This window comes from Pseudomonas onubensis, assembly GCF_965653655.1.
Taxonomy (GTDB): Bacteria; Pseudomonadota; Gammaproteobacteria; order Pseudomonadales; family Pseudomonadaceae; genus Aquipseudomonas.
The window spans coordinates 69,138-87,110 of sequence record NZ_CBFHAZ010000003.1; the positions used below are offsets into that span (position 1 = coordinate 69,138).

15 protein-coding genes are annotated in these 17,973 nt (G+C 59.9%); 5 read left to right on the plus strand and 10 right to left on the minus strand.

The features are described from left to right. Positions 1 to 2: 2 nt before the first annotated feature. The 4 genes from ACTD9P_RS02060 to ACTD9P_RS02075 all read right to left on the minus strand — a co-directional run bounded on the left by ACTD9P_RS02060 (position 3) and on the right by ACTD9P_RS02075 (position 4,802). On the minus strand, positions 3 to 2,006 hold the full coding sequence (locus ACTD9P_RS02060; protein ID WP_438866479.1) for an acyltransferase family protein: 2,004 nt from the start codon (positions 2,004 to 2,006) through the stop codon (positions 3 to 5). Positions 2,007 to 2,161: 155 nt separating this feature from the next. Then, complete coding sequence (gene rho / locus ACTD9P_RS02065; RefSeq protein WP_003176825.1) at positions 2,162 to 3,421, minus strand: transcription termination factor Rho; 1,260 nt, start codon at positions 3,419 to 3,421, stop codon at positions 2,162 to 2,164. Positions 3,422 to 3,656: 235 nt separating this feature from the next. Then, positions 3,657 to 3,986 carry a thioredoxin TrxA gene (trxA, locus tag ACTD9P_RS02070; protein WP_003213989.1) on the minus strand — a complete coding sequence of 110 codons (330 nt, stop codon included), beginning with the start codon at positions 3,984 to 3,986 and terminating at the stop codon, positions 3,657 to 3,659. A gap of 120 nt (positions 3,987 to 4,106) precedes the next feature. Continuing rightward, entirely contained in the window at positions 4,107 to 4,802 is a 696-nt protein-coding gene (locus tag ACTD9P_RS02075; protein WP_438866480.1) for a FadR/GntR family transcriptional regulator, read from the minus strand. A gap of 256 nt (positions 4,803 to 5,058) precedes the next feature. Between ACTD9P_RS02075 and ACTD9P_RS02080 the strand changes: the two genes are divergently transcribed. The 4 genes from ACTD9P_RS02080 to ACTD9P_RS02095 are packed head-to-tail and all read left to right on the plus strand — an operon-like array spanning position 5,059 to position 7,898. After that, positions 5,059 to 5,844: a transporter substrate-binding domain-containing protein gene (locus tag ACTD9P_RS02080; RefSeq protein WP_138813368.1), complete on the plus strand. Its 786-nt coding sequence runs from the start codon at positions 5,059 to 5,061 to the stop codon at positions 5,842 to 5,844. A gap of 14 nt (positions 5,845 to 5,858) precedes the next feature. After that, positions 5,859 to 6,527 carry an amino acid ABC transporter permease gene (locus tag ACTD9P_RS02085; protein ID WP_200433083.1) on the plus strand — a complete coding sequence of 223 codons (669 nt, stop codon included), beginning with the start codon at positions 5,859 to 5,861 and terminating at the stop codon, positions 6,525 to 6,527. Further along, the gene (locus tag ACTD9P_RS02090) at positions 6,524 to 7,174 is read left to right on the plus strand and encodes an amino acid ABC transporter permease (protein ID WP_438866481.1); all 651 of its coding nucleotides are present in this window, start codon (positions 6,524 to 6,526) and stop codon (positions 7,172 to 7,174) included. The genes ACTD9P_RS02085 and ACTD9P_RS02090 overlap by 4 nt, the downstream gene beginning before the upstream one ends. Then, positions 7,161 to 7,898 (plus strand): amino acid ABC transporter ATP-binding protein, encoded by a 738-nt coding sequence (locus ACTD9P_RS02095; protein ID WP_438866482.1) that lies wholly within the window; start codon positions 7,161 to 7,163, stop codon positions 7,896 to 7,898. The genes ACTD9P_RS02090 and ACTD9P_RS02095 overlap by 14 nt, the downstream gene beginning before the upstream one ends. 4 nt (positions 7,899 to 7,902) lie before the next feature. Here ACTD9P_RS02095 and ACTD9P_RS02100 read toward each other — a convergent pair whose 3' ends face one another. The 4 genes from ACTD9P_RS02100 to ACTD9P_RS02115 all read right to left on the minus strand — a co-directional run bounded on the left by ACTD9P_RS02100 (position 7,903) and on the right by ACTD9P_RS02115 (position 12,443). After that, positions 7,903 to 8,478 (minus strand): DUF1120 domain-containing protein, encoded by a 576-nt coding sequence (locus ACTD9P_RS02100; RefSeq protein ID WP_438866483.1) that lies wholly within the window; start codon positions 8,476 to 8,478, stop codon positions 7,903 to 7,905. Then, positions 8,468 to 10,960, minus strand: a complete 2,493-nt coding sequence (locus ACTD9P_RS02105) for a fimbria/pilus outer membrane usher protein (RefSeq protein WP_438866484.1) — start codon at positions 10,958 to 10,960, stop codon at positions 8,468 to 8,470. Before ACTD9P_RS02105 ends, ACTD9P_RS02100 begins: the two co-directional genes overlap by 11 nt. Beyond that, the gene (locus ACTD9P_RS02110; RefSeq protein WP_438866537.1) at positions 10,950 to 11,639 is read right to left on the minus strand and encodes a fimbria/pilus chaperone family protein; all 690 of its coding nucleotides are present in this window, start codon (positions 11,637 to 11,639) and stop codon (positions 10,950 to 10,952) included. The genes ACTD9P_RS02105 and ACTD9P_RS02110 overlap by 11 nt, the downstream gene beginning before the upstream one ends. Before the next feature lie 147 nt (positions 11,640 to 11,786). Further along, the gene (locus ACTD9P_RS02115; protein ID WP_438866485.1) at positions 11,787 to 12,443 is read right to left on the minus strand and encodes a DUF1120 domain-containing protein; all 657 of its coding nucleotides are present in this window, start codon (positions 12,441 to 12,443) and stop codon (positions 11,787 to 11,789) included. A gap of 479 nt (positions 12,444 to 12,922) precedes the next feature. Here ACTD9P_RS02115 and ppx point away from each other — a divergent pair, with 479 nt between their 5' ends. Then, a complete protein-coding gene (gene ppx, locus ACTD9P_RS02120) occupies positions 12,923 to 14,425 on the plus strand; it encodes an exopolyphosphatase (RefSeq protein ID WP_017135243.1) in 1,503 nt (500 codons plus the stop codon). A 176-nt stretch (positions 14,426 to 14,601) separates the two neighbouring features. Here the strand turns inward: ppx and ppk1 are convergent, their stop codons facing one another. Both ppk1 and hemB read right to left on the minus strand, forming a co-directional pair. After that, entirely contained in the window at positions 14,602 to 16,824 is a 2,223-nt protein-coding gene (gene ppk1 / locus ACTD9P_RS02125; RefSeq protein WP_138813362.1) for a polyphosphate kinase 1, read from the minus strand. Positions 16,825 to 16,842: 18 nt separating this feature from the next. After that, positions 16,843 to 17,856, minus strand: coding sequence for a porphobilinogen synthase (gene hemB, locus ACTD9P_RS02130; protein WP_200433087.1), 1,014 nt, complete (start codon positions 17,854 to 17,856; stop codon positions 16,843 to 16,845). Between the last annotated feature and the right edge of the window lie 117 nt (positions 17,857 to 17,973).

The window sequence follows — 17,973 nt, forward strand, 5'->3', positions numbered from 1 at the left end:
GCTTATTGCACGTCATTGCGACTCACACTCGACTCAACGGCCGCATTACGCATGGCGTGGAAGAAGGGCTCAAGGAACCCTTCCACATAACGCGTGCCTACGGCCGAGAGATGGTTGTCATCGGTATACAGCGATTGGCCGTCGCGTTCGACCCGGCACCAGCCGTTGGTCTCGCACAGCTTGGGCGCAGGGTCCATGAGCTGCACACCGGGGTCGGCCGCGGCGATGCGCTCAAAAACGCTGCTGATATAGGCCTGGCGCTCGATGTGCTCGGCCAGGGGCAAGCCTTCGCGGTCGGTCGGGCGCCCCAGCATCGCCAAGCGGCTGAGCCGGTAAGGCACGTTGAATGCCTGCAGCGGCACTTCCTTGACCAGCCACACCCTGTGCCCGCTGGCGCGCAGTTGCTGCACCAGCGCAGTCACACCCTCGGCAAACAGTCGTTCAGCGACGGCGCGGTCGTACTTGCCAGTCTGCGGATCATGAAGGGAAGCGCCGGTGTCGCCGGAGCGTTGGCCATAAACGTACAGGCTCCAGCGGGCTACCAGCACCACATCACTGAACGGTTCCTTGCTCAACAATTGGGTGACACGTTCGTTGAACGCCCGGCAGCCTGGGGTGTTTTCTTTGCGGTTGAACGGCAGGCAACCGGCGTAACCGGCCTGGGTGATGCCGAAGTCATACTTGCGTGAGCCGTCATTCAACGCTGGAATGAGTGCCGAGGCATGGCTGTCGCCCCAGACCAATGCGCGGGCAGCACTCGCTTGCGGGCCGAAGTGGCAGAGTTTGCGGTTCGGGTCTTTCTTGTCATCCGACAGGCAGCTCATGAGCGTAGGGCTCCAGGTATGCGCCTGGGCGAACTGCAACGCCTGGGGCGACAGCCGCGATGCAAACCCATCCGACCACACCAGGCCTTTGCCGATCAGGCCCAGGCCAGCCAGGCCGATAACGCCTGCGATCAGGATCGACCGGCGACCGGCCAGCAGGCGCCGCTCGCGAAACGGTCCCTCGACGAACCGCCAGGACGCGTAACCCAGTACCAGGCTCAAGACGAACAGACCCGCCAGCGCCCAGGACGACAGGCCAAAAATACTCGCGTATTTGCCGAACACCAGCACCGGCCAGTGCCACAGGTACCACGAATAGGAAATCAGCCCGATGCCGACCAGCACGCGACTGCCCAGCAAGCGCCCTACCCAGGTGGTGTGTTGGCCGTTAGCCCAAATCAGCCCCACCACACCCAATACCGGCAACAAAGCCGCAGCGCCAGGGAACGCGGTGCTGGCGTCGTAACCAAACACAGCTACCAGAATCAGGCCCAGGCTGAACAGACTGACAGCTTGCGCCAACAGGGGACTTGCCCGCCCAGCCCGCGCCGGCATCACAGCCAGCATGGACCCGGCCAACAATTCCCAGGCACGCATGGGCAGCAGGAAGAAGGCTTTATCCGGCTCATGGGCCACGGCCCACACGCTCGCCGCAAACGACACCAGCAGCAACACCAACAAGGCGCCGCGCCATTGCTTCAGCCGGCTCGACAACAGCGCCAGCAAGAGTGGGAAGGCGATGTAGAACTGCTCTTCAACCGACAGCGACCAGGTGTGCAACATCGGCTTCATATCGGAGGCCGTGTCGAAGTAGCCGTCCTGACGCATGAAGAACAGATTGGAGATGAAAATAACCTGGTTGTGTATCGAGCGCCCAAGCTCTGAGTAATCTTTGGGCGCCATCAGGAACCAACCGGCCACCAATGAGGTGAACATCATCACAAGTAACGCAGGCAGGATACGCCGGGCTCGTCGCGCCCAGAAATCGACAAAGCTGAAACGCCCGGCTTCACGTTCGCGCCAGATGATCGAGGTAATCAGGAAGCCTGAAATCACGAAGAACACATCAACGCCGACAAAACCGCCAGTAATACCAGGAACACCAAAATGGAACAGCACGACAGCGAGGACAGCAATGGCGCGCAGGCCATCAATGTCTCTTCGGTAAGCAAGAGCGGTCATAAATCGTAGATCAGCCTGATTCGAATGGAGATGAGCGTAGCCACGCTCAGCCTTTTTGTTTCTTAACTGACACTATTACCGCACAAATCTCTCTTTTCCGATGCAAAAAAAATGGCGCCCCGAGGGGCGCCATTTTTTGGACCTGAAACGTCGTATTACTTACGCTTCATCGACAGGAAGAACTCGTCGTTGGTCTTGGTGGTTTTCAGCTTGTCGATCAGGAACTCGATGGCGGCTACTTCGTCCATCGGGTGCAGCAGCTTGCGCAGGATCCACATGCGCTGCAGTTCGTCGTCGGCGGTCAGCAACTCTTCACGGCGGGTGCCGGAGCGGTTGATGTTGATCGCTGGGAACACACGCTTTTCAGCGATACGACGGTCCAGGGGCAGTTCCATGTTGCCGGTACCCTTGAACTCTTCGTAGATCACTTCGTCCATCTTCGAGCCGGTTTCAACCAGCGCGGTGGCGATAATGGTCAGCGAGCCGCCTTCTTCGATGTTGCGCGCAGCACCGAAGAAACGCTTTGGTTTCTCCAGGGCGTGGGCATCGACACCACCGGTGAGTACCTTGCCGGAGCTTGGGATCACGGTGTTGTAGGCACGCGCCAGACGGGTGATGGAGTCGAGCAGGATCACCACGTCCTTCTTGTGTTCGACCAGGCGCTTGGCCTTCTCGATCACCATTTCGGCAACCTGCACGTGGCGGGTTGGCGGCTCATCGAACGTCGAGGCAACCACTTCGCCGCGCACGGTGCGCTGCATTTCGGTCACTTCTTCCGGGCGCTCATCGATCAGCAATACGATCAGGTGAACTTCCGGGTTGTTACGCGCGATGTTCGCTGCAATGTTCTGCAGCATGATGGTCTTACCGGCTTTCGGCGGTGCAACGATCAGGCCGCGCTGGCCTTTACCGATCGGGGCGCACAGGTCGATGACACGACCGGTCAAGTCTTCGGTGGAACCGTTACCGGCTTCCATCTTCATGCGCACGGTCGGGAACAGCGGCGTCAGGTTCTCGAAGAGAATCTTGTTCTTCGCGTTCTCGGGACGATCGAAGTTGATCGTGTCGACCTTGAGCAGGGCGAAATAACGCTCGCCTTCCTTCGGAGGACGGATCTTGCCGACGATGGTGTCACCGGTGCGCAAGTTGAAGCGACGGATCTGGCTCGGCGAGACGTAGATATCGTCTGGGCCGGCAAGATAGGAAGCGTCTGCAGAGCGGAGGAAGCCGAAGCCGTCCTGGAGAATCTCCAGCACGCCATCACCGGAGATTTCCTCGCCGCTTTTCGCGTGCTTTTTGAGCAGGGAGAAAATCACGTCCTGCTTGCGCGAACGGGCCATATTTTCTATGCCCATTTCTTCGGCCAATTGGAGCAGGTCGGTAATCGGCTTTTGCTTGAGTTCAGTCAGATTCATATAGGAATGACGTAATCATTTATGGAGGGGGGAAATTAAGCTTTTGGCTTAATGAGGCCGCGCCGCAGAGAAGGCGACAGGATCGCGTACTAATCGAAAAGGAATGCGTCGGCGACGGCTTGCAGGGGGCAGTGGAGAAACCAGTGCGGGGCCGAATGTACCACCTGAATTTCGGAGCGTCTAGCCCTGTTTTACGAAAAAGCCCCGCTATTTTGCGGGGCTTTTTTGACGACGCTTAGATGTTCGCGTCGAGGAAAGCTTGCAGCTGGGACTTCGACAGCGCGCCCACTTTAGTGGCTTCGACGTTGCCGTTCTTGAACAGCATCAGGGTCGGGATACCACGCACGCCGTGCTTGGCCGGGGTTTCCTGGTTGTCGTCGATGTTCAGCTTGGCAATGGTCAGCTTGCCTTCGTAAGTGGTCGCAATGTCGTCCAGAACAGGGGCGATCATTTTGCAAGGGCCACACCATTCAGCCCAGTAGTCAACCAGTACCGGGCCTTGAGCCTTGAGTACTTCGGCCTCAAAGGTCGCGTCGGTGACGTGCTTGATAAGATCGTTGCTCATGGATGTCTCCGGATTGTAAGCAAAAAAAACGTGGCCCATCATAGCCGCCCTTCCCCCGTTCAGGAAGCCGCCTCTGATTGAGTCTTGCTATGGCGCTGCATGAGTTTGGGTATAGCCCACTCACGGCGTCACGGGAGTCACGAAGGCGATGCCGGTGCGCAACGCGGCATTGCGCACGTGTTCCTGCATGGTTTTCTGCGCCGCCGCACTGGCGCGCCGGGCCAGGGCACGCAGGATCCTGCGGTGCTCTTGCCAGGTCTCCATGGCCCGTTCCGGTCGGATGAACGGTAGCTTCTGGCTCTCCAGGAACACCTCGGCACTGGCACTCAGGATGCTCACCATCGCCTGGTTACCGCTGGCCAACAGGATCCGTTGATGGAACTCGAAGTCCAAGCGGGCAGCGGCTTCGAAGTCGCCGGCCTTGAGCATTTTGCGCATCGCCTCGACATTGTCTTGCAGGCTGTCCAGCTCATCGAGGCTCAACGTCACCGCCGCTAACCCCGCGGCGAACCCTTCCAGGGCGTAGCGCAACTGGAAGATGTCCAGAGGCGTGGCCTGCGCAGCGAAGGGCCAGGCAAACCCCGGCGCCTCTTGTACCTCTTGCACAAACACACCTTTACCCGGCTGCACGCTCACTACGCCCAAGGCAGTTAGCGACGACAACGCCTCGCGCAACGATGCCCGGCTCACGCCCAACTGCACCGCCAGGTCGCGCTGGGACGGCAACGCGTCACCCGCTGCAAAGCCCTGTTCCTTGATCAGTTTGCGGATGGCCTGCAGGGCCGCTTCCGGTACGGCTTGGGCGATGGAATTCATAAAAAACTCAAGGTTGCAGTCAACGGAGCGGCTAGTTGTAAAGCTATTCGAAGCCGGCGGCAAGCCACGCCCCAAAGGGGCTCGCGGGGTTTTGGCGGCGCTCGAAAAAGGTGCGAAAACCCTGCGCACTGTTCAGACCAGTAAGACCACCTGGACTCAACAAATCCCGGCGTTCCAGGCCATTGGTGCCGTGCTGGCATGGGCCGTGCAATGGCTCGAAACAGAATATTCCCGCGCCCTTCCCCGGAGAGTTGCCATGACCAAGCGCTACAGCGCCCTGCTTACTGCCCTGTTTGCCAGCCTGATGCTGAGCCAGGCACCCGCCCATGCCAACGGTCTGGACGATATCGTCGCCCGTGGCACCCTCAAGGTTGCCGTGCCCCAGGACTTCCCGCCGTTCGGCTCGGTTGGCCCGGACATGAAACCCCGTGGCCTGGACATCGACACCGCCAAGCTGCTGGCCGACCAGCTCAAGGTCAAGCTGGAACTGACCCCGGTCAACAGCACCAACCGTATCCCGTTCCTTACTACCGGCAAGGTCGACCTGGTGATTTCCAGCCTGGGCAAGAACGCCGAGCGCGAAAAGGTCATCGACTTCTCCAAGGCCTACGCACCGTTCTACCTGGCCGTGTTCGGCCCACCTGATGCGGCCATCCACACCACCGATGACCTCAAGGGCAAGACCATCAGCGTGACCCGCGGCGCCATTGAAGATATCGAGCTGACCGCCGTCGCCCCCAAGGAAGCCACGATCAAACGCTTCGAAGACAACAACTCAACCATCGCCGCCTACCTGGCCGGCCAGGTCGACCTGATCGCCAGCGGCAACGTGGTGATGGTGGCCATCAGCGAACGCAGCAATAAACGCGGGCTGGAGCTGAAGGTAAAACTCAAGGATTCGCCGGTGTACGTGGGCGTGAACAAAAACGAGCCGGCCCTGCTGGAGAAGGTCAACCAGATCCTGGTCGCGGCCAAGGCCGATGGCAGCCTGGAAAAGAATGCGATGCAGTGGCTTAAAGAGCCGCTGCCTGCCGATCTGTGAGGCGGAGCTGATTCATGGCGTATCAATTTGACTTTGTGCCGGTGCTGGCCAATACCGACCTGCTGTTGCGCGGTGCGCTGTTCACCCTTGAGCTGACGGCTATCGGCGCGATCCTCGGGGTGGCCCTGGGCACCGTTGGCGCCGTGGTGCGGGCCTGGAAGATCCAGCCGTTTTCCTGGATCTTCGGGGTGTATGTCGAGTTGATCCGCAACACGCCGTTTCTGGTGCAGTTGTTCTTCATCTTCTTCGGCCTGCCATCCCTGGGGCTGAAAATCACCGAGTGGCAAGCCGCCGTACTGGCGATGGTGATCAACCTGGGGGCGTACTCCACCGAGATCATCCGCGCAGGCATCCAGGCGGTCCCAAGTGGCCAACTGGAGGCCGCAGCAGCATTGGCGATGACGCGCTTCGAGGCGTTCCGCCATGTGGTGCTGCTGCCGGCTCTGGGCAAGGTGTGGCCGGCCCTGAGCAGCCAGATCATCATCGTGATGCTCGGCTCGGCAGTATGCTCGCAGATCGCCACCGAAGAGCTGAGCTTTGCCGCCAACTTTATCCAGTCGCGCAACTTCCGCGCGTTTGAAACCTACGCACTGACCACCCTGGTGTACCTGTGCATGGCCTTGATGATTCGCCAGTTGCTCAACTGGATTGGCCGCAGGTTCGTGATGAGGAACAGCCGATGAGTGATTTCTCTTTCTGGGACGTCGTGCGCAACCTCGCCACCGGCCTGCAATGGACCTTGCTGCTGTCGCTGGTGGCGTTTGTCGGCGGCGGCGTTATCGGTTTGCTGGTGATGACGATGCGCATCAGCCGCAAAGCTTTCCCGCGCAATGTCGCGCGCACCTACATCGAGTTGTTCCAGGGCACGCCGCTGTTGATGCAGTTGTTCCTGGTGTTTTTCGGCATCGCGCTGCTGGGGGTGGATATCTCGCCCTGGCTGGCGGCGGCGATTGCCTTGACCCTGTTTACCAGTGCTTACCTGGCCGAGATCTGGCGCGGCTGCATCGAATCGATTGCCCACGGGCAATGGGAAGCCTCGGCCAGCCTGGCGCTTAACCCGCTTGAACAACTGCGCTACGTGATCCTGCCGCAAGCCCTGCGCATTGCCGTGGCGCCCACCGTGGGCTTCTCGGTGCAGGTGGTCAAAGGCACCGCCGTGACCTCGATTATCGGCTTTACCGAACTGACCAAAACCGGCGGCATGCTCGCCAACGCTACCTTCGAGCCCTTTATGGTCTACGGCCTGGTGGCGCTCGGTTACTTCCTGCTCTGCTACCCCTTGTCCCTCAGTGCGCGCTACCTGGAAAGGAGACTGCATGCCTCTGCTTAGAATTTCCGCCCTGCATAAGTATTACGGCGATCACCATGTACTCAAAGGCATCGACCTGACCGTTGAAGAAGGTCAGGTGGTGGCGATCATCGGCCGCAGCGGCTCGGGCAAGTCCACTTTGCTGCGGACCCTCAATGGTCTGGAATCGATCAACGACGGCGTGATTGAAGTCGATGGTGAATACCTCGACGCCGCCCGCGCCGACCTGCGCAGCCTGCGGCAGAAAGTTGGCATGGTGTTCCAGCAGTTCAACCTGTTCCCACACCTGACCGTGGGCGAGAACGTCATGCTCGCACCACAAGTGGTGCAGAAAGTGCCCAAGGCCAAAGCCGCCCAGCTTGCCCGGCAGATGCTGGAACGGGTCGGGCTGGGGGAAAAGTTCGACGCCTTCCCTGATCGCCTGTCCGGCGGCCAGCAACAACGGGTGGCCATTGCACGTGCGCTGGCCATGTCGCCCAAGGTACTGCTGTGCGATGAAATCACCTCGGCACTGGACCCGGAGCTGGTCAATGAAGTGCTCAGCGTGGTGCGCCAACTGGCCAAGGACGGCATGACCCTGATCATGGTGACCCACGAAATGCGTTTTGCCCGGGAAGTCGGGGACAAGCTGGTGTTCATGCACCAGGGCAAGGTGCATGAAGTGGGCGACCCCAAGACCTTGTTCGCCAACCCAAGGACGCCTGAGTTCGCCAACTTCATTGGCTCGGTGGAGCAACCGGGTTGATCGATTAGCCGCCGGGCAACCACTCAAAGTGCCCCTGACCTTCAAAGACGGTCTCTTGGCGCACTGAAAAGGCGTCGGGTGGCAGGTAAGTGTCGATCTCCACCAGCGCTGAAAAGCGTGTGCCGGTCAGCGGCAGACCACTGGCTTTGGCAATCAATACGTGGCCGGGCAATAAAAGCCCCGACGTAGACATGTCTGTTGATTGCGCCGAGTTGAGTTCGACGGCGCGACCATCGACCTGGGCATGCCTGAGGGCCAGGGTGAAGCTGCCCTGGCGGCCGAATCGATAGCCTTGCGCCCCTGCCGGAACACCCGTAAAGCGCAAGGCAACAGCACCAGGCTGGGCACACACGACGCTCAATTGCAGGGTTCGCTTGCCCAACATGATGGGCTGGCTTCTGATCCCATCGTCCCGCAGTTCGGTGCGTCTAAGCACGCCGTAATCGACCCTTGGCTGGCTGAGGGAAAGGCGGCAGTCATTCGCCGAAGCATCCGGGGCCGCTATCGCAAGCATGAACAACAACAAGCTAACGCCCAGGCACAGTCGACGGATGGGGTCTTGCACGGTTTTATTGGGCACGACAGACCGCCGAAGCCGTTTCATAGAGCTTGTCCTCTGGGGATTGCAACTCAAGGTTCAGATGCAGCAGGCATGGGCGGGTAGAACCCGGCGGCGAAACGCTGAGGATTTGCCCGTCATCCATGTTGTTCAAAAAGATCAGGCCCTCGCCCACCACATTGGTCAGGTAGGTGTTATCCGGGCCGAACACCGCAGAGCCCTGGGGCAGAGGGGTGCCTTGCTCATCGCGCACCTCAAGCAATACCCGGCGAACATTCACCACCTGGAAATCCACGGTATTGAATGAGCCGCGCCCGACGGCGAGAATTTTGGTGCCGTTCTTGAGATCGACCCGCTTGGGCAAGGACTGGGTCTGCACCTCCAGGTGGCTGGTGGTATAGGCCGGCAAGCCGGGAATCACTGCATGCCCACGGTAGTCAGTCCACACCGGGCCTTGTGGGGTCGAAACCTTGGCCGCTGACACTTCGCCCACCGAAAGCACACCAAAGGTGTCCTGCACGGCGTAGGGGGAAAAGGTCAGGCCGCGCTCGTGAGCCACCACGGCCCCCTGCAGTTGCCCGCTGTAGCTGGTGCTCGTGGGCGTGCGGTTCATGCCCAGGCCCACACGGGTGTAGCGCGGCAGCACGTCCACATTCGCGCGAACCGCTTGCTGACGCTCCTGCAGATCCCGCTCAACCCCCACTTCGTAGTTCACATATTCATTGACCCGCTCGGACAACACCGTGCCCATATCGGCGCGGCCATTACGGCGACTGGCATAGGACGTCAGGCGGCGATCATCACCCAAGGGCACCGTGACCTGCAGGCGCAAGGACAGCCCTTCCGGCGATACCTCATCACGCATGCCACGTTCACGGCTTGCGACCTTGCGCCGCCGCGAGACGCCCACCTGCGAGTCGGCAATCAACGCCACATCCACCTGTCTGAAACCCTTGCTCCACGAGGCAAATACATGTTCGGCAAGCTGGCCGTCAAACTGCGTACTGCGCGTGTAGCTGAGCGAAAACGCGCCCAGGGTCGGCTCAGCCCAATTGAGCCCCGCCGTGTATTGACTCTGGAAGCGCGTTTGCAGATCGTCTCTTTTCAAGCGCCGGCCTGCTTCGAGGACATCGCGGTAGCCTTGGCTTTGGGTCGTCGCACTGAGGCTCATCTCAGCACCCGCCACCAACGGGCTGCTCAGGGATACTGCACTGCGGCTGCCGTTCACACCCGCTTCACCATCGCGCGAGATGTTTTGCCGGGCACTGACGGTCACCCGCTGGAAAAACACACTGCTCATTGTGCCGCCGGCCGACTGGTACTCATCGGTACTCAATAAACCGAACCCCAGGGATGACTGCCGGCCAAGCCCCCAGGTGCCGCTGCCCATGACGACAGTCGGCGCCTCGCGGCCCCCGCTCAGTTGTTCACGTACCTTGCCGAGGGCGAAGTCAAAGCCTGGGGTTACGGCAATAGCCGCACCAAAGGAAGCCGCCGGCACCACGAAACTGCGTGTGCCGCCCCGAGTGCCGATAACGCTGACCTCCAGATCGCTGGTGCCATTGAGCAAAGGCAAGCCTGTCAGGTTGAACGGCCCTTCAGGCACCAGCGTGGTATGGATCAGCGCACCGGACTGGCGCACCTCGACACGCGCCTGGCTGTGGGCCAACCCTTCCACCACCACGCCATTACTGGCGCCGGCGCGGGAGACACCATCAGGAAACAGCTGCAACCCCGATAGCTGAATCCCGCCGAATACCGGGCTTCGGGTAGAGATCTGGCCTACCTGGAAAGTCGACTGCAACGCCGCGATATCCCGCTGGGCGTAGGCTTGCACATGCTCGCTGCTACTTTTGCCGTTATCAAAAATGTAGAACTGCCGGCTGCGGACCACCCAATTACCCAGGTTGAATCCCGCCTCGGTATAAGCCGAAACGAAACGACCGGGGCCACTGCGCGACTGGGTCTGAAACCCGAGCACATCGTAGTTGAACAGCGCCGCCGCACCGCCCTCGGAAAAACTCCCCACTTCCCATTCTGGCTCACGTAGGGACTGGGTCGGCACAACCAGCACCACTTCTTCGCTGCCCGGTTGCAACCTGACAATGGTTGCGGGGAACTCACCGATGAAATCGTGACAGGCCTGATCGGCCGAGATGCCCGACTGCAGGATCGCCGAGGGCACTTTAAGGCCCGCCTTCTCCAGCAAACCCGGGGTAAAACACAACTGCCCCTGATAATCGAAACGAGCCTCGGCCAACCCCAGGGAATTCCCGTTGACCCGTAGCCCCACTACTTGCATGCCCTCACGAAACCGCGCCGCACTGCGAAAGTAATCGGAAACCTTGGGGTCGATGCCATAACTGGCCAGGACAGCCAGATCAAAGCCCTCTCCCAACTCGACGGCCAAAGCAAAACCGGGTGCACCCCACAAGGCTGCCAGCCCCATGAAAAGCCCAGGGCGACGGGCCGTCAGGCCAACCATCGAACGCTTAACTCTCATGAACCAGAACATCTGCCTGGTAGTCATCGACAGCAAACCCAAAGGTCGTGGCCGGCTGCAACACCACCGAGGACACCGCTCCCGCCGGCCCTTCGGTCTTGAGCGTCAATACCTCACCGGGCAGGATATAAGTGCGTGGCAGCAAGCCAGTTTGTTTCAGCGGATTAAGCTGCACCTCCAACCCCATGCGCACCACATAAGCACTGTCGTTATGCACGCTCAAGCGATCACCCTGGCGCTTCCACTTGAGCAGCTCCCAAGGCGCGTCGTGCCGAGGCAAACCTGCCGGATGAAGGATCAGCGGCAAGTTTTGACGCAGGGTGATACCAATGGTCGCACCACCAGGCTCACGCGCCTGGGGAATCCCCTCGAAGGACACGCGCTTCAAGCGCTGAGCCTTGAGCGGCGTCTTCAACGTGCTGATAAACCGCACCAGTTGCGTTTCCCCTGGCTCCACGCGAGCAATGGGCGGGGTGACAATCAACAGGGTTTCAAGATCCTCGGGCACGTTTTCTATGACGGAATGCAGTAATGCGGGGGTTGGATCAGTGTTTTTTATATTGATCGTGGCTTCGCCGTTCTCTTCATAAAGAATGACAACCGTTGTTTCAGGCAACATACCGTCTGCATGGGCTACGCCATACAGCAGCAAAGCCATACACCCCGATATTAAAACAATTATTCTTGAAAGACCGCTCACCGAGTTCTCCCTGGAACTTTTACAAACAAATGAACACTTGTCATTGCACAGCCATATGAAAACAGCCGATAACTAATAAGAGACCCCCTACTGCCTCTGCCTCGCTATCGACTGTTGTTCAAACGCTTAGATGTAATTCAAAACCAGCGTCGCGTGACCATCCAGTTCCACATTACCGGTGAGGTTCAGGTCACTCGCGCGATTGATCACAGCTTTGACGGCAATAACACCGGAGAGCTGGGAGATCGCCGCTGGCGCATAGGTTGCGCCGTTACGCCAGGAGTGCTGGCTGGGTGCTTGTGTCACCTTGCCATCGCTGGCTTGCCAGGCGGCCGAGGTGCTCGAACGTACGATCGGCGAAAGCGCCACACCGCTGGACGTCAGGTTCCTGAGCGTTACCGAATAGCCGCCGGTGCGCCTGCCGCCAGGCGCACCCAAGCCATAGTTCTGGGCCTCGGTATAGCCTGCGCCCAATATGCCAGCGACTTTACTGGCGGCCCGCAAGTCAGTCACCGTCAGGCCAAACCTGGCAGGCGTTTGACCGCAATTGACGACCAGCGCAGTGGAGCGTTCCTCACGTGGGTTGAAGTTCGTCTGGGACAATTCAGCCGCGCGGATCGTGCCATAGTCAATAACCCCGCCAGCGCTCACGCTGATATTGCAAGCCGCCGGGGTGATGGTGCCCCTGACGATCAGGTTGCCGGTGGGGTTGGTTGTTGCATTGGCGCCTGCACTGGCAACCAGGCACGCAATCCCCACGGCCAAACCAAATACTTTTTTCATATTTTACCCGTCATTAGAAATTAACAGGCGTTACTTATTAAAGGCTGAAAAGCTCCGTTTCTAAAATACGACATTCCCTGACATAAAAGGCCATAAACAAATAACGCCACGGCATCATTGCCGGCGGGCAGTCTCGCTTGTTAGTGACCTGAAAAAGAATAGGAGGGCACGCCAAGTATTGTCAGAATGTAATAAAAACATCACCACCGTTTACTACTGCATCAGTAGTCATAACTATGAAACCGAACAGAACAAGTACGCCCCCCCTGTAAGAAAAGTCCCGAGAGGTTTTCTATAAGCATAAATCTAATATCTCTTACTTAGCCTAAAGTTTATTCGTCAGGGCAACGGAGAATCGCCCTACATCTCCAATAGGCATTGTCTCCTGCACCGACAGGAAGATTCCCGAAGCACAACGCGTTGGCGGCAGCGGTCGATCGTGGCACGATGGTCGGGTTATCGACCGAGACCCCCAAACCATGCCGCAATCCCAAGCCAAGAATCTGTCCCTGATCGCCGCCATCGACCTGGGCTCCAACAGCTTTCACATGGTCGTGGCCAAGGCCCAGAACGGCGAAATCCGCATCCTTGAGCGGCTCGGCGAGAAAGTTCAACTGGCTGCCGGCATCGACGACCAGCGCCAGCTCAATGAAGAATCCATGCAGCGTGGCCTCGACTGCCTCAAGCGGTTTGCCCAACTGATCAACGGCATGCCATTGGGCGCTGTGCGAATTGTCGGCACCAACGCCCTGCGTGAGGCGCGCAACCGAGTCGAATTCATTCGCCGCGCCGAGGAAATCCTCGGGCACCCGGTAGAAGTGATCTCCGGCCGCGAAGAAGCGCGCCTGATCTACCTCGGCGTGTCCCACACCCTGGCCGACACGCCCGGCAAGCGCCTGGTGGCGGATATCGGCGGCGGCAGTACCGAGTTCATCATCGGGCAACGATTCGAGCCCTTGCTGCGCGAGAGCCTGCAAATGGGCTGCGTGAGCTTTACCCAGCGCTACTTCAAGGACGGCAAGATCACCCCGGCCCGCTACGCCCAGGCCTATACGGCGGCGCGGCTGGAGATCATGAGCATCGAGCACGCGCTGCACCGCCTGACCTGGGATGAAGCCATCGGCTCCTCCGGCACCATCCGCGCCATCGGCCTGGCCCTCAAAGCCGGCGGCCATGGCACCGGCGAGGTCAACGCCGAAGGCCTGGCGTGGCTCAAGCGCAAACTGTTCAAGCTGGGCGATGCCGAGAAAATCGACTTTGACGGCATCAAGCCCGACCGTCGCACCATCTTCCCGGCCGGCCTTGCGATTCTCGAAGCGATCTTCGACGCCCTCGAGCTGCAACGCATGGACCACTGTGATGGCGCCCTGCGCGAAGGCGTGCTGTATGACCTGCTGGGCCGCCATCACCACGAAGACGTGCGTGAGCGCACCCTCACCTCGTTGATGGAGCGTTATCACGTCGACCTGGAACAAGCGGCCCGTGTGGAACGCAAAGCCCTGCACGCCTTTGACCAGGTGGCCGAGGACTGGGACCTGGAAGACGGCGTCTGGCGCGAGCTGCTGGGCTGGGCGGCCAAGGTGCATGAAGTGGGCCTGGACATCGCCCACTACCATTACCACAAGCACGGCGCCTACCTGATCGAGCACTCGGACCTCGCCGGTTTCTCCCGCGAAGACCAACAGATGCTGGCCCTGCTGGTGCGTGGCCATCGCCGCAACATTCCCAAGGACAAGTTTGCCGAATTCGGCGACGAAGGCATCAAGCTGATCCGACTGTGCGTGCTGCTGCGCTTTGCGATCCTGTTCCACCACATCCGTGGCACGCAGGAAATGCCGCAAGTCACCCTGCGCGCCCACGGCGACAGCCTGGATGTGGTGTTCCCCAAAGGCTGGCTGGATGAAAACCAGTTGACCCAGGCGGATTTTGCCCAGGAAGCGGAATGGTTGACGCGGGTGGGGTTCGCGCTGAACCTGCGCTGATACGATCTATGTAACGCCACAAAACAACTGTGGGAGCGGGCTTGCTGTGGCGAGCAAGCTTGCTTGCGCTGGGGTGCGTAGCGCCCCCAAAAAGCCGGAGACTGCTGCGCAGTCAACGGGAGCAAGCTCCCTCGCCACAGCAAGCCCGCTCCCACATGGGCCCGCGTATACCTTGCTTAATTCACCGCAAGAATCGGGCTACCCAGCTTCTCCAGCAGCGTCGCCTGCGCACTGCGCGGGTTCTGGTTGCCGGTCGGCGTATTGCGCACGTAGCGCCCGTCCGATTGCAGGCTCCAACTGTGGGTGTTGTCGGTGAGGTAGCTTTCCAGCTCCTTCTTGACCCGCATGATCAGCTTCTTGCCTTCCACCGGGAAGCAGGTCTCTACACGCTTGTCGAGGTTGCGCTCCATCCAGTCGGCACTGGAGAGGAACATCTGCTCTTCGCCGCCATTGAGGAAGTAGAACACCCGCGTATGCTCCAGGAAGCGGCCGATGATCGAGCGCACATGGATGTTATGCGACACACCCACAATGCCCGGGCGCAGGCAGCACATGCCACGCACCACCAGGTCGATGCGCACACCGGACTGGCTGGCCTTGTACAACGCGCGGATGATCTTCGGATCGGTCAGCGAGTTGAACTTGGCGATGATGTGCGCCGGCTTGCCGTCGAGGGCGAACTGGGTTTCGCGGGCAATCATGTCGAGCATGCCCTTCTTGAGCGTGAACGGCGCGTGCAGCAGCTTCTTCATGCGCAAGGTCTTGCCCATGCCGATCAACTGGCTGAACAACTTGCCGACGTCCTCACACAAAGCGTCGTCAGAGGTAAGCAAGCTGTAGTCGGTGTAGAGCTTGGCGTTGCCGGCGTGATAGTTACCGGTGCCCAAGTGGGCGTAACGCACGATTTCACCGGCTTCGCGGCGCAGGATCAGCATCATTTTGGCGTGGGTCTTGAAGCCCACCACGCCATAGATCACCACTGCACCGGCCGCTTGCAGACGGCTGGCCAGTTGCAGGTTGGACTCTTCGTCGAAGCGCGCACGCAGTTCGATCACCGCCGTGACTTCCTTGCCGTTACGCGCGGCGTCTACCAGCGCATCGACGATTTCCGAGTTGGCGCCGGAACGGTACAGGGTCTGGCGCACAGCCAATACATGCGGGTCTTTGGCGGCCTGGCGCAGCAGGTCGACCACTGGCGTGAACGACTCGAACGGGTGCAGCAGCAGAATGTCCTGCTTGCTCACCACGCTGAAAATGTTCTCGCTGTTTTGCAGCAATTTCGGGATCTGCGGCGTGAACGGCGTGTATTGCAGTTCCGGGTGGCTGTCCAGGCCGGTGATGCTGAACAGACGCGTCAGGTTCACCGGGCCATTGACCTGGTACAGCTCGGACTCGGCCAGGTTGAACTGCTTGAGCAAGTAGTCCGACAGGTGTTTGGGGCAGGTGTCGGCCACTTCCAGGCGCACCGCGTCGCCGTAACGGCGCGAGAACAGCTCGCCGCGCAGGGCACGGGCCAAGTCTTCGACGTCTTCGGAGTCCAGCGCCAGGTCGGCGTTCCGGGTCAGGCGGAACTGGTAGCAGCCCTTGACCTTCATGCCCTGGAACAGGTCATCGGCGTGCGCGTGGATCATCGACGAGAGGAATACATAGTTATCGCCAGCGCCCCCTACTTCTTCCGGTACCTTGATGATCCGTGGCAACAGACGCGGCGCCGGGATGATCGCCAGGCCCGAATCGCGACCGAAAGCATCGATGCCTTCCAGCTCGACGATAAAGTTGAGGCTTTTGTTCACCAGCAAGGGGAACGGGTGCGTCGGGTCGAGGCCGATCGGGGTGATGATCGGCGATATCTCGTCACGGAAGTAACGGCGCACCCAGGTCTTGATCTTGGTGGTCCAGTGGCGGCGACGGATGAAGCGAACCTGATGTTTTTCCAGTTCCGGCAACAGGATGTCGTTGAGGATCGCGTATTGGCGGTCCACATGGCCGTGTACCAGCTCGCTGATGCGTGCCAGGGCCTGATGCGGCTGCAGGCCGTCGGCACCGGCTTGTTCGCGGGCAAAGGTGATTTGCTTTTTGAGGCCGGCAACGCGGATCTCGAAGAACTCGTCCAGGTTGCTGGAGAAGATCAGCAGGAATTTCAGCCGCTCCAGCAGCGGGTAGGACTCATCCAGCGCCTGCTCGAGCACGCGGATGTTGAATTGCAGTTGTGACAGCTCACGGTGGATGTACAGGCTGCTGTCATCCAGGTTGGTCACCGCCGCCACCGGGGCCGGCGCGGGCGCTTCAGCCACCACGGCAGGTGCGGCCGGCTCCAGCTCCGGTGGGGTTTCGGTGACTTGTTCAACCACCGGGTGAGCGTCTTTTACAGCAACTTCGGAGAGTCCTTCGGTATTCATCGAGTGTTCCTGTGAGGGCTATTGTTGCTCTCTAAGCAATTGGGCAGCGCGGGCGGCGAAGTAGGTCAGAATGCCATCAGCACCCGCACGTTTAAAGGCAGTCAGGGATTCGAGGATCACCCCTTCACTCAACCAACCATTCTGGATCGCGGCCATGTGCATGGCGTATTCACCGCTGACCTGATAGACAAAGGTCGGCACCTTGAATTCCTCTTTGACCCGATAAAGGATGTCCAGATACGGCATCCCAGGCTTGACCATCACCATGTCGGCGCCTTCGGCCAGGTCAGCCGCCACTTCGTGCAGGGCTTCATGGCTGTTGGCCGGGTCCATCTGGTACGAGGCCTTGTTGGCCTTGCCCAGGTTCAACGCCGAGCCCACCGCATCGCGGAACGGGCCGTAATAGGCGCTGGCGTATTTGGCCGAGTAGGCCATGATGCGCACGTTGACGTGGCCGGCCAGCTCGAGGGCTTCGCGGATCGCCTGGATGCGGCCGTCCATCATGTCCGACGGTGCCACCACCTGGGCGCCTGCTGCGGCATGGGACAAGGCTTGCTTGACCAGCGCATCGACGGTGATGTCGTTCTGAACGTAGCCGTCTTCGTCGAGAATGCCATCCTGGCCGTGGGTGGTGAACGGGTCCAGCGCCACGTCGGTGATTACGCCCAGTTCCGGGAAACGCGCACGCAAGGCTCGGGTAGCACGCTGGGCGATGCCTTCCGGGTTCCAGGCTTCGGCGGCGTCGAGGGACTTGAGCTCGGCCGGTGTCACCGGGAACAGTGCCAATGCGGGAATCCCCAGTTCAACCCAACCGGCTGCCTCTTCAAGCAGCAAATCAATGGTCAAGCGCTCCACGCCCGGCATCGATGCCACGGCTTCCCGACGATTTTCGCCGTCCAGCACAAACACCGGCAGGATCAGATCATTCGTCGTCAGTACGTTTTCACGTACAAGGCGGCGAGAAAAATCATCACGGCGATTGCGTCGCAGACGGGTGGCGGGGAACAGGCGATTGGCAGGGGTAAAGCTCACGACAGACTCCTGAGCCCGCGTTTACGGGCGAGCGTTGCAGTTATAAGCGGCCATTATGACGAAGGAATGACAGTTGTGCTTATCGATGCGACCTGTAGTCGCATTCGTCGTTTATGT

Bases quoted from the DNA above. Each gene is read 5' to 3' on its own strand.
- ACTD9P_RS02060 (WP_438866479.1), bottom strand. From the start codon at position 2,006: ATGACCGCTCTTGCTTACCGAAGAGACATTGATGGCCTGCGCGCCATT.
- rho (WP_003176825.1), bottom strand. From the start codon at position 3,421: ATGAATCTGACTGAACTCAAGCAAAAGCCGATTACCGACCTGCTCCAA.
- trxA (WP_003213989.1), bottom strand. From the start codon at position 3,986: ATGAGCAACGATCTTATCAAGCACGTCACCGACGCGACCTTTGAGGCC.
- ACTD9P_RS02075 (WP_438866480.1), bottom strand. From the start codon at position 4,802: ATGAATTCCATCGCCCAAGCCGTACCGGAAGCGGCCCTGCAGGCCATC.
- ACTD9P_RS02080 (WP_138813368.1), top strand. From the start codon at position 5,059: ATGACCAAGCGCTACAGCGCCCTGCTTACTGCCCTGTTTGCCAGCCTG.
- ACTD9P_RS02085 (WP_200433083.1), top strand. From the start codon at position 5,859: ATGGCGTATCAATTTGACTTTGTGCCGGTGCTGGCCAATACCGACCTG.
- ACTD9P_RS02090 (WP_438866481.1), top strand. From the start codon at position 6,524: ATGAGTGATTTCTCTTTCTGGGACGTCGTGCGCAACCTCGCCACCGGC.
- ACTD9P_RS02095 (WP_438866482.1), top strand. From the start codon at position 7,161: ATGCCTCTGCTTAGAATTTCCGCCCTGCATAAGTATTACGGCGATCAC.
- ACTD9P_RS02105 (WP_438866484.1), bottom strand. From the start codon at position 10,960: ATGAGAGTTAAGCGTTCGATGGTTGGCCTGACGGCCCGTCGCCCTGGG.
- ACTD9P_RS02115 (WP_438866485.1), bottom strand. From the start codon at position 12,443: ATGAAAAAAGTATTTGGTTTGGCCGTGGGGATTGCGTGCCTGGTTGCC.
- ppx (WP_017135243.1), top strand. From the start codon at position 12,923: ATGCCGCAATCCCAAGCCAAGAATCTGTCCCTGATCGCCGCCATCGAC.
- ppk1 (WP_138813362.1), bottom strand. From the start codon at position 16,824: ATGAATACCGAAGGACTCTCCGAAGTTGCTGTAAAAGACGCTCACCCG.